Origin of the sequence: Nonomuraea sp. NPDC049624 (assembly GCF_040675255.1) — a bacterium.
In the GTDB taxonomy this organism is placed as follows: domain Bacteria; phylum Actinomycetota; class Actinomycetes; order Streptosporangiales; family Streptosporangiaceae; genus Nonomuraea.
In genome coordinates this window covers 401,386-415,375 of the sequence record NZ_JBFAOR010000009.1, presented here as the reverse complement: position 1 = coordinate 415,375, position 13,990 = coordinate 401,386, and the positions used below count along the sequence as shown (strand labels likewise).

The 13,990-nt window shown below is 73.8% G+C and carries 10 protein-coding genes; 2 read left to right on the top strand and 8 right to left on the bottom strand.

The genetic code is table 11. From position 1 onward, the window contains the following. Positions 1–6: 6 nt before the first annotated feature. The 3 genes from AB0J76_RS35725 to AB0J76_RS35715 are packed head-to-tail and all read right to left on the bottom strand — an operon-like array spanning position 7 to position 2,758. The gene (locus tag AB0J76_RS35725) at positions 7–1,659 is read right to left on the bottom strand and encodes a GMC family oxidoreductase N-terminal domain-containing protein (protein ID WP_352330934.1); all 1,653 of its coding nucleotides are present in this window, start codon (positions 1,657–1,659) and stop codon (positions 7–9) included. Then, positions 1,656–2,216, bottom strand: a complete 561-nt coding sequence (locus AB0J76_RS35720; RefSeq protein WP_352330936.1) for a DUF5987 family protein — start codon at positions 2,214–2,216, stop codon at positions 1,656–1,658. Before AB0J76_RS35720 ends, AB0J76_RS35725 begins: the two co-directional genes overlap by 4 nt. 14 nt (positions 2,217–2,230) lie before the next feature. Further along, a complete protein-coding gene (locus AB0J76_RS35715) occupies positions 2,231–2,758 on the bottom strand; it encodes a sigma-70 family RNA polymerase sigma factor (RefSeq protein ID WP_364392078.1) in 528 nt (175 codons plus the stop codon). 209 nt (positions 2,759–2,967) lie between these two features. Here AB0J76_RS35715 and AB0J76_RS35710 point away from each other — a divergent pair, with 209 nt between their 5' ends. Both AB0J76_RS35710 and AB0J76_RS35705 read left to right on the top strand, forming a co-directional pair. Continuing rightward, positions 2,968–3,816: a metallophosphoesterase gene (locus tag AB0J76_RS35710; protein ID WP_352331110.1), complete on the top strand. Its 849-nt coding sequence runs from the start codon at positions 2,968–2,970 to the stop codon at positions 3,814–3,816. 217 nt (positions 3,817–4,033) lie between these two features. After that, positions 4,034–4,789, top strand: coding sequence for an AraC family transcriptional regulator (locus tag AB0J76_RS35705; RefSeq protein ID WP_352331111.1), 756 nt, complete (start codon positions 4,034–4,036; stop codon positions 4,787–4,789). Between the two features lie 69 nt (positions 4,790–4,858). On the opposite strand, the gene AB0J76_RS35700 is transcribed toward AB0J76_RS35705, so the two are convergent. The 5 genes from AB0J76_RS35700 to AB0J76_RS35680 are packed head-to-tail and all read right to left on the bottom strand — an operon-like array spanning position 4,859 to position 13,989. Next, positions 4,859–6,229 carry a cytochrome P450 gene (locus tag AB0J76_RS35700; protein WP_364392074.1) on the bottom strand — a complete coding sequence of 457 codons (1,371 nt, stop codon included), beginning with the start codon at positions 6,227–6,229 and terminating at the stop codon, positions 4,859–4,861. Further along, positions 6,226–6,765, bottom strand: coding sequence for a flavin reductase family protein (locus AB0J76_RS35695; protein WP_352329447.1), 540 nt, complete (start codon positions 6,763–6,765; stop codon positions 6,226–6,228). The genes AB0J76_RS35700 and AB0J76_RS35695 overlap by 4 nt, the downstream gene beginning before the upstream one ends. 22 nt (positions 6,766–6,787) lie before the next feature. Further along, on the bottom strand, positions 6,788–7,216 hold the full coding sequence (locus tag AB0J76_RS35690; RefSeq protein ID WP_352329445.1) for an acyl-CoA thioesterase: 429 nt from the start codon (positions 7,214–7,216) through the stop codon (positions 6,788–6,790). Between the two features lie 3 nt (positions 7,217–7,219). Further along, entirely contained in the window at positions 7,220–13,021 is a 5,802-nt protein-coding gene (locus AB0J76_RS35685) for an SDR family NAD(P)-dependent oxidoreductase (RefSeq protein WP_364392071.1), read from the bottom strand. After that, complete coding sequence (locus AB0J76_RS35680; RefSeq protein WP_352330166.1) at positions 13,018–13,989, bottom strand: enediyne biosynthesis protein; 972 nt, start codon at positions 13,987–13,989, stop codon at positions 13,018–13,020. Before AB0J76_RS35680 ends, AB0J76_RS35685 begins: the two co-directional genes overlap by 4 nt. Position 13,990: the final 1 nt, after the last annotated feature.

The following is a 13,990-nucleotide window of genomic DNA, read 5'->3' as shown; positions in this document are numbered from 1 at the left end:
GGCGCCCTACCCGCGCAGCGCGGCGGCGGCCAGCGACGCGGTGGCCCGGCGGCCGGCGGTGGAGCCGTCCGGGGCCGGCGCGCCGTAGGAGACCTGCACGCCCCGCTCCCGCGCGGCCCTGACGATCCCCGGCACGGCCCGCTCGGCCAGCGCGGAGATGGTCATCGCCGGGTTGACGGTCAGCGCGCCGGGCACGGCCGAGCCGTCCGTGACGAAGATCCCCGGGTGCCCGCGCAGCTCGTGCCCGTCGTCCAGCGCCGAGGTGTACGGGTCGTCGCCGATCCGGCACGAGGCCAGCGGATGCACCGTGTACGCGCCGACCAGGTCGTTCGTCCACGGCGTCACCGTGGCCAGCCCGTCGCGCTCCAGGATCTCCTTGCACTCGGCGTCGGCCATCGCCCAGGCGGCCGAGGTGTTCGCGGTGGGCTTGTACGACAGCCGGCCGACGCCCAGCATCTGCTGGGAGACCCGGTCGGCGTTGCCGCGCGCGGGCGGCGGCCCGAAGACGCCCTCGTTGTCGTCCTCGATCATCTGGAAGATGATCAGCCAGGACCGCCAGCGTTCCAGCATCTCCTTCTTGCGCAGCCCGAACCACGCCGGGTCGGGGCCGCCGGCCAGCGCGAGGATGGTGCCCAGGCCGGGCGGGAAGTAGAGCTGTTCCAGCGAGTAGCGGGTGTACTCGGGCAGCGAGCCGTCCAGCCGGTCCCAGTTGGCCACCGTCGGGCCCTTGCCGATCTGGTTGGCCGCGTACGCCAGGCCGTCGCCGCGCTCCAGGCCCAGCACCTCGCGCACGCGCTCCTCGTTCAGCACGGCGGTGTTGAGCCGCTCGCCGTTGCCGGAGAAGTAGCGGCCCACGGCGTGCGGCATCGCGCCGAGCGCCGCCTCGCTGCGCTGCAGGATGACCGGCGTGGCGGCGGCGCCGGCGGCGAGGACCACCACCTTGGCCTCGATCGTGCCCTCGCCCTCGGTCAGGCGGTAGTCCTCGCCATGGACGATCTTGTAGTGCACCCGGTAGGAGCCCTCGGGCGTGCGCTCGATGCTCTGCACCTCGTGCAGCGGCCGGATCTCGGCGCCGTGGGCCAGCGCCGCCGGCAGGTAGTTGACCAGCAACGACTGCTTGGCGTCGAACCGGCAGCCGGCCATCATCCAGTTGCAGTTGACGCAGGCCCCGGTGTCCACGGCCGCGGGCACGGGGTTGGCGGTGCGGCCCGCGTGCCGGCAGGCCGCCGCCCACAGTCCGCCGGAGTACGAGACGTCCTCCCAGCCCTGCTGGGTGATGGAGATCGACTCGGCGACCCGGTCGTACCAGGGGTCGAGGGTGTCGCGGCTGATCGCGGCCGGCCACATGCGGCGGTTGATGCTGCCGCGGCGCTCGAAGACGAAGCGCGGCGCGCGCGGCATGGCCGCGAAGTAGACCACGCTGCCGCCGCCCACGCAGTTGCCGCCCAGCACGCTCATGCCGTCGCCGACGGTGAAGTCGAAGATGCGGGTGTAGGACGAGCCCAGCTTGAAGTCGTGCTCGTAGTCGGCCGACTCCAGCCACGGGCCGCGCTCCAGCATCACCACGTCGGCGCCGCCGGCGGCCAGGTGGTAGGCGGGGATCGCGCCGCCGAAGCCGCTGCCGATCACCAGCACGTCGGTGCGTTCGACGCCGTTCATGCGGGGCTCCCTGAAGCTGTCGTGTCCGGGTGGAGGTCGGCGAGGGGACGCCCGTAGGAGTAGGCGGGGAAGCGCCAGAGCCCGTCCGCGTCCGGCGGGGCGATGCCCATGGCGGTCAGGCCGGGATGCCCGGCCCTGATGGCGTCGGCGGTGTGCAGGTGGGCGGCGGAGTCGTAGGCCATGTAGCAGAACAGCACCAGCAGCACCCACAGCGCCTTCTCCGGATGGCCGGGCGCGGTCAGCGTGCGCACCAGCGCGCCGCGCTCCTCGAACGGCAGGGCCACGAACGCCGGCACGCCCTCCTCCAGCACGATGCCGTGCTGGTCGGCGTGGGCGCGGGCGTGCTCGTTCAGCGAGCGGGCGTAGTCGTCCAGGCCCTCGGTGACGCCGGTGGCGTCCCATTCCAGCAGTTCGACGGCGCCGGCCGCGACCGCGCCGCCCGTCGGGCTCATGCCGGCCACCGCCCGGTCGTCCGGACCGCGCTTGGGGCCGGGCACGATGGTGTCCGCGAGCGCCTCCAGCGTCTCCACCCTCGTCTCGTAGAGCAGTGGACCCATGGGTACTCCCTCGTTCAGGTCGGCTTTCGGTCGGTACGGTCGGCGGGGTCGGTGCGCGCCAGCGCGGCCCGCAGGGTGCTCAGCGCCCTGACGGTCTGGCTGCGGACCGTGGAGGACTCGTTGCCCATGACCCGGGCCGTGTCCTCGGCGCTGCGCCCCTCCCAGAACCGGAAGAAGATCGTCGCCCGCTGCCGCGGCCCGAGCCTGGCCAGCGCGCCCATCAGCACGATGCGCTCGCCCACCAGGTCGTAGGGGTCCAGCGCCGCGGCGGCGTCGGGCGGCGCGCCGCTGAGCACCTCCCGCGACCAGCGCAGCGACCGGCGGTCGCTGATGAGCAGCCGCCGCATGATCTGCCGCGCGTACGCCTCGGCGCGGTCGCGCCGGTCGAGGCCGTCCCAGTGCCGGTGCAGCGCCAGCAGAGTCCGCTGGACGAGGTCCTCGGCCTCGTGCCAGTCGTCGGAGAGCCGGAAGGCCACCCGGCGCAGCATGGGCCTCGCCTCCCGCGCGAAATCAGCGAATTCCTGCCCCCGTACATCGGCCATCACCCTCACCCCCGGAACACGGCCGTGCAATTTCCGCTTTCTTCGGCATGCTCAGAATTGAATGCGCGGTGCGCCGCAACAACCCCTAACGGACGCCCCCGCGCCCTTATCCACAAAGGCGCCGCCGCCACCCCCTATTCGCCCCTATGAGACCCCTGTTTCTCGCTCCGCGCGCTTCCCGGTCGTTCTCGCGCGCATACGCTCGCGGCGTGAGCGCCTCCGGTGCATTACTGGCGATCAGCGACCTCCACGTCGGATTTCCCGAGAACCGGGCGGTCGTCGAGGAGCTGCGCCCGCGCACCGCGGACGACTGGCTGCTGGTGGCGGGGGACGTCGCCGAGCGGCTGGACGACTTCGAGCGCACGCTCGGCCTGCTCGGCGAGCGCTTCGCCAAGGTGGTGTGGGCGCCGGGCAACCACGAGCTGTGGACCACGCCCGGCGACCCCGGCCTGCGCGGCGAGGAGCGCTACCGGCGCCTGGTGCAGATCTGCCGGCGTCTCGGCGTGCTCACGCCCGAGGACCCGTACGCGGTCTGGGCGGGGGAGGGCGGCCCGGTGGCCGTCGTCCCGCTGTTCCTGCTGTACGACTACAGCTTCCGCCCGCCCGGCACCACCCGGGAGCAGGCGCTCGGCCTGGCCCGCGAACAGGGGGTGGTGTGCAGGGACGAGTTCCTGCTGCATCCCGAGCCCTATCCCAGCAGGCAGGCGTGGTGCCGGGCCCGGGTGCGCGAGAGCGAGCTGCGGCTGGACGCGCTCGACCCGGCCCTGCCCACGGTCCTGGTCAACCACTTCCCGCTGCTGCGCGCCCCCACCCGCGTGCTGCGGCACCAGGAGCTGGCGCTGTGGTGCGGCACCGAGCAGACGGCCGACTGGCACCTGCGCTTCCACGCCGCCGCGGTCGTCCACGGCCACCTGCACATCCCGGGCACGAGCTGGCACGACGGGGTGCGCTTCGAGGAGGTCTCGCTCGGCTACCCGCACGAGCGGCGGCCGCACCACCGCGACGGCCGGGTGCTCAGGCAACTGCTGCCGGCCCCCCGCCGCGAATGGGCCCTATAAACCGCATTCTCAGATAAATTGCCGAGATTTCCGAAGATTTCCCAAAAAAGGGCGATTTGTCATGCAGCGTACTGCGCGCCCGCGAGCGTGTACCAGGTGGCAACCGAAAGGCAATGCATCCGGAGCGCCGAGGAATCGTCGCGCCCCCCGGGAATTCTCCGGCCGGAGAATCGACGAGGGACGCGCGCCCGAGGGCTTCCGGGTTCCGGGAGACCATATGGACGACGTCATCGAACGAGCGGTCCTGCGGGTCATCGAGAGCATGCAGGAGAACCACGGCGAGCAGCTCACCATTGACGACATGGCGCGGACCGCGATGTTCAGCAAGTTCCACTTCTCGCGCGTCTTCCAGCGCGTGACCGGGCTGTCCCCTGGACGGTTCCTGTCCGCGGTGCGGCTGCGCGAGGCCAAACGCCTGCTCGTGTCCACCTCGCTCAGCATCACGCACATCAGCCACCAGGTCGGCTACTCCAGCGTGGGCACCTTCAGCTCGCGCTTCACCCACAGCGTGGGCCTGTCGCCGAGCAGGTACCGGCAGTTCCTGAGCGTCACGGCGGCGGACCTGGCCGGCGGCGAGCGGGCGTTCGGCGGCCCGGCGGCGACCCTGCACGGCGTCGTGACCTCGCCGCTGGCCGATCGGCCGGTGTTCGCCGGCGTCTTCCCCGGCCAGATCCTGGAGGGCAGACCGGCGAGCTTCACCCTGATCGACCGGCCCGGCCCGTACGTGCTGGAGAACGTGCCCAAGGGCACCTGGTACCTGATCGCCCAGTCCGTGGCCGAGTCCCGCGAGGACGCCGTGCACCACCCGCCCCAGGGGGACGCCGCGACGTGCATCGCGCGGATCGGGCCGATCGAGGTGGGCGGCGGCGGAAGCGAGCGCGCCGACCTGCGGCTGCGTCCCATGAACGCGCTCGACCCGCCTGTCCTGCTCGCCCTGCGCGACCTGCTGGCCTGGACCGACACCCACACCTGACAGGAAGGGGCGGCACGTGCGGAAGGGCCCGCGGACGACGTCCGCGGGCCCTTCCGTGATCTCCGGTCCCTAGGCCGGGCTCACCGTCATCGGCAGCCCGCCGCGCACCCGCAGCGACAACATGGCCTCCGGCACCGCCCGGCGGCCGGGCAGCCCGGTCAGCCGCAGCTCCCGGGTGACCATCGCCAGCACGAACGTGGCCTCCATCATCCCCAGGTGGTTGCCCACGCAGAAGCGCGGGCCCGCGCCGAAGGGGATGTAGGCGTACCGCGGCCGGTCGGCGGGTGCGCCCGGCTCGAACCGCTCGGGACGGAACGCGTCCGGCTCCCGCCAGTACGCCGGATGCCGGTGCAGCGTGTACGGGCTGATGAGCACGTCCGCCCCCGCCGGGACCCGGTACCCGCCCACCTCGTCGTCCTCCCGCGCCACCCGGGTCAGCGCCCACACCGGCGGGTACAGCCGCATGACCTCCTCCAGCACCGCCGCCGTGTAGGTGAGCCTGCGCAGGTCCTCGTACACCGGCGGCCGGTCGCCCAGCACCGCGACGGCCTCCGCCCGTACCCGCTCGCGCACCTCCGGATGCCGGTCCAGCAGGTGGAAGGCCCACGACAGGGTGCTGGCGGTGGTCTCGTGCCCGGCCAGCAGCACCGTGACCAGCTCCTCGCGCAGGCGCTGCCGGGCGGCCCGCGGGTCCTTCCGCAGCCCGGTGGACTCGATCAGCAGGGACAGCAGGTCGCCGCCGCCAGTCGGGTTCGCCAGCCGCTCGGCCACCAGCTGGTCCACGACCCGGTACAACTCCCGCCGGGACCGGCGGAAACGCAGGTGCAGCGGTAACGGCAGCCACAACGGCACCATGGCCAGCGTCACCATCTCGAACATGGCCTGGTCCTGGACGCCCTCGAAGGCGTGCCCGACCGAGCCGTGCGCGCCGAGGTCGGCCGCCAGCAGCGTGCGGCCGAGCACCCCGAGCGCCAGGCCGGTCATCTCCCCGGCCACGTCCACGGGCCCGCCGCCCACCCGGGCCCGCAGCCGCTCGACCAGGCGGCCGGCCTCCTCGGCCAGCACGGTGTCCTGCTGGGCCAGCCGCTTGTTCTGGAACAGCGGCTGGATGGTTCTGCGCTGTTGCCGCCACCGTTCGCCGTCGCTGGTCAGCAGCCCGTCGCCGATCACCCGCCGGGCCTCGGCCAGGCCGATGCCCTTGCGGTAGTTGCCGCTGTTGTCGGCCAGGACGTGCTTGGCGTGGTCGGGATGGTTGAACAGGTAGATGCTCTTCGGGCCGATCGTCATGCGCACCGCGTCGCCGTACCGGGCGGTCGCCTTCGACAGCAGCGCGAGCCGGTCGCCGACCAGCCGCCGGTACAGGACGGGCGCCGCCCAGGGCGGCGGGCCGGGCGGCACGCGGCCGCCCAGCGCCACCGGGCGGGTGCCCAGTGTGGTCACGCCGACACCCCCTGCAGAGCGGGGGAGGTCTCACCGAAGCGGCCCCGGTAGACCAGCAGGCCGTCGCAGTCGTCCCGCCGGCTCAGGGACAGCACCTCGCCGACGAAGATCGTGTGATCGCCGCCGTCGTAGGCGCGCCAGACCCGGCACTCGAAGCGGGCCGCCGCGCCCGCGATGAGCGGCACCCCGGTGACCTCGCCCGGCGTCACCTCGACGTCGGCGAACTGGGCCAGGCCGAGCGGCCGGTAGCGGTCGGCGAAGTGCCGCGCCTCGGCCTCCTGGTGCCCGGCCAGCACCGAGACCCCGAACGACGTGGCCGCGGTGATGCACTGGTGCATCACCGCGCCCTTGCCGACGCACACCAGCAGCAGCGGCGGGTCGAGCGAGACCGAGGTGAAGGAGTTGGCCGTCATGGCGTGCGGGACCTCGCCGCCCGTGGTGATCACGGTGACGCCGGTGGCGAAGGCCCCGAACGCGTCGCGCAGCGCCTTGGCGTCCGCGACCTGCGGCGCCGGGGCCGATGAGTGGAGTTGCACGGTGACCTCCTGGGTCCGGGTTCTAGGCCAGGTACGGTTCGAGCGCCCTGACCAGGGGCTCGGGGACCCTCGCCGGCGCGGTCTTGGTGTTCGGCCCCCGCATGCAGGCCACGCGCTGCCTGCCGCGGGCGACGAGGACCTCGGGCGCGCCCGGGGTGACCCGGACGTAGTCGAAGCCGAACTCGATCTGCGTCTGCGCCAGCTCGATCAGGCGCATCCGGATGGACAGCTGGTCGAAGGCCGTGATCTCCGCGAAGAACTCGCAGTCGACCTTGAGGGTGAACAGCTTGAGGTCGTCCTGCAGGTCGGCGAGCACGTCCCGGGCCCGTTCCATCAGGAACATCTCCCGGCAGCGTCCCTGCCAGCGCAGGTAGTTGACGTAGTAGACGTTGCCGACGAGGTTGGTCTCCTCGAAGCCGACCGTGTGCAGGTACTCGTAGTAGGTGCCCATGGGCTAGGACCGCCCTTCGGTGAGTATCGCGACGACGACGGGGGCGGGCAGGCCGTGCACCCGGGTGGCGAGCGTGGCCACGCCCGCGCCGCCGCCGGTCAGGACCACCCACCCGTCGGCCGCGGCCCGGGTGACCGCGAGCGGCACGTCCGTCCCCGCCGCCGTCCCCGCTGCCGCTCCCGCGGTGCGCAGGCAGGCGAGCGCGGCGCGGGTGCGGGCGCGGGCGGTGTCCGCGTCCTCCCCGCAGGCCGCGGCGATCTCGCCGGCGAGCGCGTCCCGCCCGTCGCCCCGGTCGTCCCGGTCGCCCGGGTCGCCGGGCCCGACGGCGGTGACGGGCTCGACGGCGGTGACGGGCTCGACGGCGCACGACAGCGGCCCTGGGGCGGCCACGCACACCGTCAGTCCGGGCACGTGGGCCGACACCGTCCGCACGCCCTCCGCCGTGCCTTCCGCCGTGCCTTCCGCCGTGCCTTCCGCCGTGCCTTCCGCCGTGCCGAGCCGGGCCGCGGCCAGGTCGCCGGTGCCCTCGCCCGGCTCCACGACGACCGCCACCCGCGCGCCCGTCAGGTCCTCCAGCGTGCGCTCCAGGTACGGGCCGAGCAGCGGCGCCGCCCACGGACCGGCCCCGCCCTTCTTCCGCACGGCCTGCAGCCGCAGCCCCTCCCAGCGTTCGACGACCTCGCCGTCCTTCGTCCGGACCGCGACGTCGTAGACGTAGGCGTCGCCGTCCCTGGACCGCTCGGAGGCGCAGTAGCGCACCTCGTCCGCGCCGGACAGCGCGGCCCCGGCCGGGTGCACGCGGTCGATGCCGGTCGGCAGCAGGGTGGCGTCGGGCACGCACACCTGGTTGCCGTGCATCAGCGCGTCCCGCATGCCGGGGTCGCCCAGGAGCAGGTCCGGCGGGAGGAACCCGGCGAACCAGTCGCACTCCTGCGCCACCTGGAGGTCGGCGTCCACCTCGCGGGCCGCGGCCCGGTGGTAGCGGCGCAGCCGCTGGAAACGCCTGCCCTGGAAGAGCACCTCGCCGTAGAGCTGGGTGTCGGGGTCCAGCGCGACCGGCGGCAGCTCGTCGCCGGACTGCTCGGGCGGGCCGGCGGGCGGGGCGCCGGCGTCCAGGCGCAGCACGGCCGTGAAGTGGTCGACGTCGAAGCCGGTCTCCTGGCTGCGGATGGCGACCGCGACCGTGTCGTGCCCGGTGACCGTCGCCGCCACCCGGAGCGTGGTGCTCCCGTCGGGCGGCACGATGATCGGCCGGACGAACTCCGCCTGCTCCACGACGGGCGCGCCGGGACGGCCGGTGGCCGCGTACGTCACCTGCGCCATGGCCTCCAGCCCGAACACCGCGGGGAACAGCAGGTTGCCGTCCAGCAGGTGATCGGCCAGGTACAGGTCGGTCCCGGCGTTCACCTCGACCTCGCTGACCAGCTCCACGCCGTGGTAGCGGACCAGCGGCGTGCCGACGAAGCGGAGCAGCGGCAGCTCCGGCTCCTCCCGGCGCACGGTGTGGATGCCCTCGGTGCGCCCGCTGATCACCACCACGCCGGGCGCGTCGGGATCGCTCACCAGGCGGCGCATGATCTCCACGCCCTGGTCCACCGGGATCGGCGTGATGCCCTGCTCGACCAGCCGGTCCACGACCGACAGCCGCTCGCCCATGCCGACCTCGGACCAGACCGACCACTCCATGCAGATCGCCCGCAGGCCGGGATGCCGCTCGCCCGCCTCGCGGGTCAGGTCGGCCAGCCACTCGTTGGCGGTCGCGTAGTGGCCCTCGCCGTGCAGGCCGGCCCGGCCGATGATGCTGCCGAACGTCACCAGCAGCCGCAGCCGTCCGGGCTCGACCGCCTCCAGCACGTTGCGTAGGCCGTCCACCTTGGGGGCGAACGTGCGGCGGAAGGCGTCCAGGTCCAGCCCGGCGATGCCCTCGGGCTCGTTGCGCCCGGCGCCGTGCAGGACGGCGGTCACCGGCCCGAGCGCCTGCTCGGCCGCGGCCACGGCCGCCCGCACCTGGGCGGCGTCGGTGACGTCGGCCCTGGCGTAGTGGACGGTCAGCCCGGTCGCGGCCATGCGCCGCAGGTTCGCGGCCAGCTCCTCGTCCCGGGCGGGGTCCGAGCGGCCGAGCACGGCCACCTTGGCCCCGCCGGCCATGGCCATGGCGCACTCGGCCGTGATGCCCTTGCCGCCGCCGGTCACCAGGAGCACGTCGGAGCCGGTCAGCGGCTCCTCGGCCCGCTCCTGCCGGTACGGCAGCGCCCGCAGCGTCGGCACCCGCCGCACGCCGGCGGCGTCGTAGTGCACCTCGCAGAAGGCCGTCGTGGCCGCCGCCTCCGCCGCTACCCGGGCGGCGGCCTGCGGCGCGTCCTGCGGCAGGTGCACGACCGTGGTGGGCAGGCCGCTCTCCAGGTGGAACGTCTTGGCCAGCCCCGCCGCGCCGCGGCCGTGCTGGACCAGGACGAGCCGGGTGCCCGGCCCGCCGGCCAGCGCCGCCTTGGCGCCGAGCAGCGCCTGCTCCAGGTCGTCGGCCGCGCACCGCGCGGGTAGGCACACCAGGACACCGGAACCGATCTTCTCCCCTTCGAGTGCCTCGCGCAGCGGCCCCGCCAGGGACGCACCGGCGGGCGCGAACACCTGCCACGTCCCCGCCCGCTCCTCGGCCGTCCGCCGGGGCAGCGGCTGCTCGTCCAGGTCCACGGCGAACGGGCGCACCCACGGCGCCGCGCCCGCCACGCCCCGCGCCGACTGCGCGCGCGGTTGCGCGGCCAGCCGGTCCAGGGCCTCGCCCAGCTCCTGGAGCGTCGCGGTGGCGACGTTGGCCGGCGCCATGCCCGCGGGCACGCCCAGCTGCTGGGTGGCCTGGTCGATGATGTGCATGACGGTGACCGAGCTCAGGTGCAGCTCGTCCAGCGGCTTGCTGTCCTCGGTGACCATCTCCAGCGGCAGCTCGGCGCGTTCGGCGGCCAGCCGCCGCAGCAGCTCGACCGTGGACTCGCCCGGCTTGGCCGCCGTCCCGCCGTTCGCGCCGCTGTTCGCGCTGCCGTTCGCGCTGCCGTCCGGATCGGCCGCCCGCTCCGCCGGCTGCGGGGCGGCGGCCTTGACGCGCACCTGCGGCGCCTGTTCGGCCGGGCTGGTGAAGAACGAGAACGCCGCGCCGATCTCCAGCGGCTTGACCAGCCGCCCGTGGAACAGCTCCTCGCAGTCGACGGGCACGCCCGCCACGTGCGCGGCGCCGGCCACGCCGAGCAGCCCGGCCAGCGACTCGCTGTCGGTGTCCAGGGCGACGGCCGGCACGTCGGTCAGCTCGGCCGCCAGCCTGCTGAGCACCCGGCCGGGGCCCACCTCGACCAGCAGGTCCGCGTCCGCGGCCACGGCGGCCAGCGCCTGGGCGAACAGCACGGGCGCGGTGATCTGCCGGTGCAGCAGCGCCGGGACGTCGGTCCCGGCGGCCAGGTCCTCGCCGGTGACGGTGGAGACGACCCGCCGGGCGACCGGCCCGAACCGCTCCTCGGCCAGGTATCCGGCCAGCGCCTCGGCCGCCGGGGCGACCAGGGGCGAGTGGAAGGCGTGCGAGACGTTCAGCCTGGTCCAGGTAAGCCCGGCGCGCTCGGCCCGGCGGCCGGCCTCCTCCACCGCCGCCACCGGCCCGGCGACGACGGTCTGCAGCGGCCCGTTGTACCCGGCGATCACCACCGGCAGGTCGCCCACCAGCGCCGGCACGGTCTCCGGCGCGGCCCGCACGCCGGCCATCGTGCCCGGCTCGCTGCGCTCCCGCATCGCCCGGCCGCGCTTGGTCGCCACGCGCAGCAGCGCGTCCTCGTCCATCGCGCCCGCCCAGTGCAGGGCCGACAGCTCGCCCAGGCTGTGCCCGACGGCCGCGTCCGCCTCGATGCCGAGCAGCGACAGCGCGCGCAGGCCCGCCATCGAGCCGGTGACGATGCGCGGCTGGGCGACCTCGGTGGCCGCCATGTCGCCGCCCGTGGGCAGCGCCGCGGTGGCGTACACCTCGGCGACGTCGGCGAAGCGCCTGGCCAGCGCGCCGCCGTCGGTCCCGCGGCCCGAGCCCTGGCCGGGGAACAGGAAGCCGATCCGGGGCCGGGCCGATGCGCGGCCGACGAACGCCTTGCCGTCGGGGGTGGACAGCGCGTTCTCGCCGGACTCCAGCGCCGTCAGCACCCGGGTGAGCTGCCGTACGGCGTCGTCGGGCGAGCTGACCACGACGGCCGCCCGGAACGGCAGGCCGCGCAGCCGCCCGCGCAGCGTGGCGGCCAGGTCGGCGAGCTGGCCGTAGGACACCTTGGGCACGAAGTCGAACAGCTCCGACACCAGGCCGCGCAGCTCGTCCCAGGTGCCGCCGTCCAGCAGGAACAGCTCCGCGTCCTGGGACGCGGCGGCCAGCGCCTTGACGCGGCTGGACACCCGCCGCCGCGGGCCGGTGTTCTCCAGCACCACGTGCGTGTTGATGCCGCCGAAGCCCATGGCGGTCACCGCCGCGCGCAGCGGCGCGCCCTGCGGCCACGGCTCGGCCGTGCGCAGCACCCGCAGCGTGGCGCCCTCGTCGGTGAGCACCTGGTGCGGGTCGACGCACCCGATGGTCGGCGGCAGCACCTGCTCGTGCACGGCCATGGCCGCCTTGATCAGGCCCGCCACGCCCGCGGCCGCCTTGGTGTGGCCGATCATGCCCTTGATCGAGCCGACCGCGGCCGGCCGCGCGGCCGCGGCCCGGGCCCGCGACAGGGCCGTGAGCTCGGTCGCGTCGCCGAGCGCCGTGCCCGTCCCGTGGCCCTCGAACAGCTCGACGCTCTCGGGCCCGAACCCGGCCTTGTCGTACGCGCGGCGCATCGCGAGCAGGTAGCCGCTCACCTCCGGACGGGTGATCCCGCCCTTGCCGTCGGAGGAGACGCCCCAGCCGGCGATCGTGGCGTAGATCCGCCGCCCGGCGACCAGCGCGTCCTCCTCGCGCATCAGCACGACGATGCCGCAGCCCTCGCCGGGCCAGAAGCCGTTGGAGTGCCGGTCGTAGAGGCGGAAGTCGCTCTTGGCCAGCGCGCCGGTCTTGGCGAACCCGATCACCTCGAACGGGTCGATGGACAGGTCCACGCCGCCCGCGACGGCCACGTCCACGTCGTGGTCGGCCAGCGCCTTGCCGGCCGTCACCACCGACAGCAGGGACGAGGAGCAGGCGCCGTCCACGGTGTAGCCGCCGCCGTTGAGGTCGAAGTGGTTGCAGATGCGTCCGGCGATCGTGTTGGACAGCCCGCCGGCCAGCGTGTCCTCGTCCACCGGCGGGAACGGGCTCTTGTAGGCGGCCTCGTAGTCGGCCAGGAACGCGGCCAGGCGCTCGTCGTCCCAGCCCTGCTCCTTCAGGGCCGCGGCCAGGGTGCGCCGCACGTACGGCCAGCGCAGCCGCAGCACGTTCGCCCGGGTGAACTCGCCGGTGAGCGTGTTGCCCACGACGACCCCGGTGCGCTCGCGCGGCAGCCCCTCGCCGCCGGCGAACCCGGCGTCGGCCAGGGCCCGGCCGGCCATGTCCAGGGCCAGCCAGTGGGCCAGGTCGGTCGACCGGTACGTGCTGCCGGCGATCTTGTGTGCCACCCGGTCGAAGGCGTAGCCCTCGATGACCGCGGCGGTCTTGGCGTAGAAGCGGTCCGGCGCTGCGGGATCGGGGTCCCAGTAGTCCTCCAGCCGCATGCGCTCGTCCGGGAGCCGGCGGAAGGCCCGGCGGCCGGCCACCGCGTTCTCCCACAGCTCCCGGGGAGAGGCGGCGTCCGGGTACCGGCAGGCCATGCCGACGATCGCGATCCTCGTCATGCCTTCGCGACCTCTTCCCGCGCGTGCTGCAGCGCCTGGGCGGCGGCTGCGCTGACCCTGGCGGCGTCGAGCTCGCGCGCCTTGTTGACGATGTGCAGCGCCCACAGGAAGCCGCCGCGGATCAGGCAGACCGCCGCCGTGGCGAAGAAGATCCCGTACGGGATGTTCATCCCCATGAGCAGGCCGTACACCACGGCCACGCCGCCGCCGAAGGCGACCTGGGACAGCGGCCTGGACGGGCTCGTGCCCGGATCGGTGATCATGTAGTTGGTGAACAGGATGAACGCCACCCCGGTCATCATCGACAACCCGCCGAGGATGGAGATGTCGTCGATGATCAGCCCGCGCACCACGGCCTGGAGGGCGAAGACGCTCACCCATCCGCCGATCAGCCACATGCGGCCGGTCAGCTTCCCGTTGATCATGGTCCCGCCGATGATGATGATCCCCGGGATGATCCAGTCGATCGGGTTGTCGACGTTCTCCGTGAAGTGGTACGGCGGCGCGATGCTGGCCCACGGCAGCAGCAGCAGGATGATCGCGATGCCGAAGTTGGACGGGTTCATGAAGTGCCGCATCCGCCCGCGCACCGGCGCCTTGAGCACCCATTTGGCGCCCACGGCGACGGTCACGCCGAACATCATGACCAGCACCTGGTCGTTGACGTAGATCAGCATGTTGAGCGCGATGGAGGTGATGTGCGCGGGGTAGAGGAACTCCATCAGCCCGCGCGGGCCGTTGCCGAGGAAGCGCGGCGCGCGGCCCTCCTGGCGGGCGCCGATCACCTCAAGGATGATCTCCACGGTGTAGCCGGTGGCCAGCGCCACGAACGGCCACGACCACGGCTGCTCGAACCCCAGCACGGTGTAGCCGAGGATGTTGAAGATGGTGATCGAGATCGCGAACCGGCGCAGCGCCGTGATCACTTTGGGATCGTGACGTGGCGGGGTGATCGTCTTGGCGGCCATG

Bases quoted from the DNA above. Each gene is read 5' to 3' on its own strand.
- AB0J76_RS35725 (WP_352330934.1), bottom strand. From the start codon at position 1,659: ATGAACGGCGTCGAACGCACCGACGTGCTGGTGATCGGCAGCGGCTTC.
- AB0J76_RS35720 (WP_352330936.1), bottom strand. From the start codon at position 2,216: ATGGGTCCACTGCTCTACGAGACGAGGGTGGAGACGCTGGAGGCGCTC.
- AB0J76_RS35715 (WP_364392078.1), bottom strand. From the start codon at position 2,758: ATGGCCGATGTACGGGGGCAGGAATTCGCTGATTTCGCGCGGGAGGCG.
- AB0J76_RS35705 (WP_352331111.1), top strand. From the start codon at position 4,034: ATGGACGACGTCATCGAACGAGCGGTCCTGCGGGTCATCGAGAGCATG.
- AB0J76_RS35690 (WP_352329445.1), bottom strand. From the start codon at position 7,216: ATGGGCACCTACTACGAGTACCTGCACACGGTCGGCTTCGAGGAGACC.
- AB0J76_RS35685 (WP_364392071.1), bottom strand. From the start codon at position 13,021: ATGACGAGGATCGCGATCGTCGGCATGGCCTGCCGGTACCCGGACGCC.
- AB0J76_RS35680 (WP_352330166.1), bottom strand. From the start codon at position 13,989: ATGGCCGCCAAGACGATCACCCCGCCACGTCACGATCCCAAAGTGATC.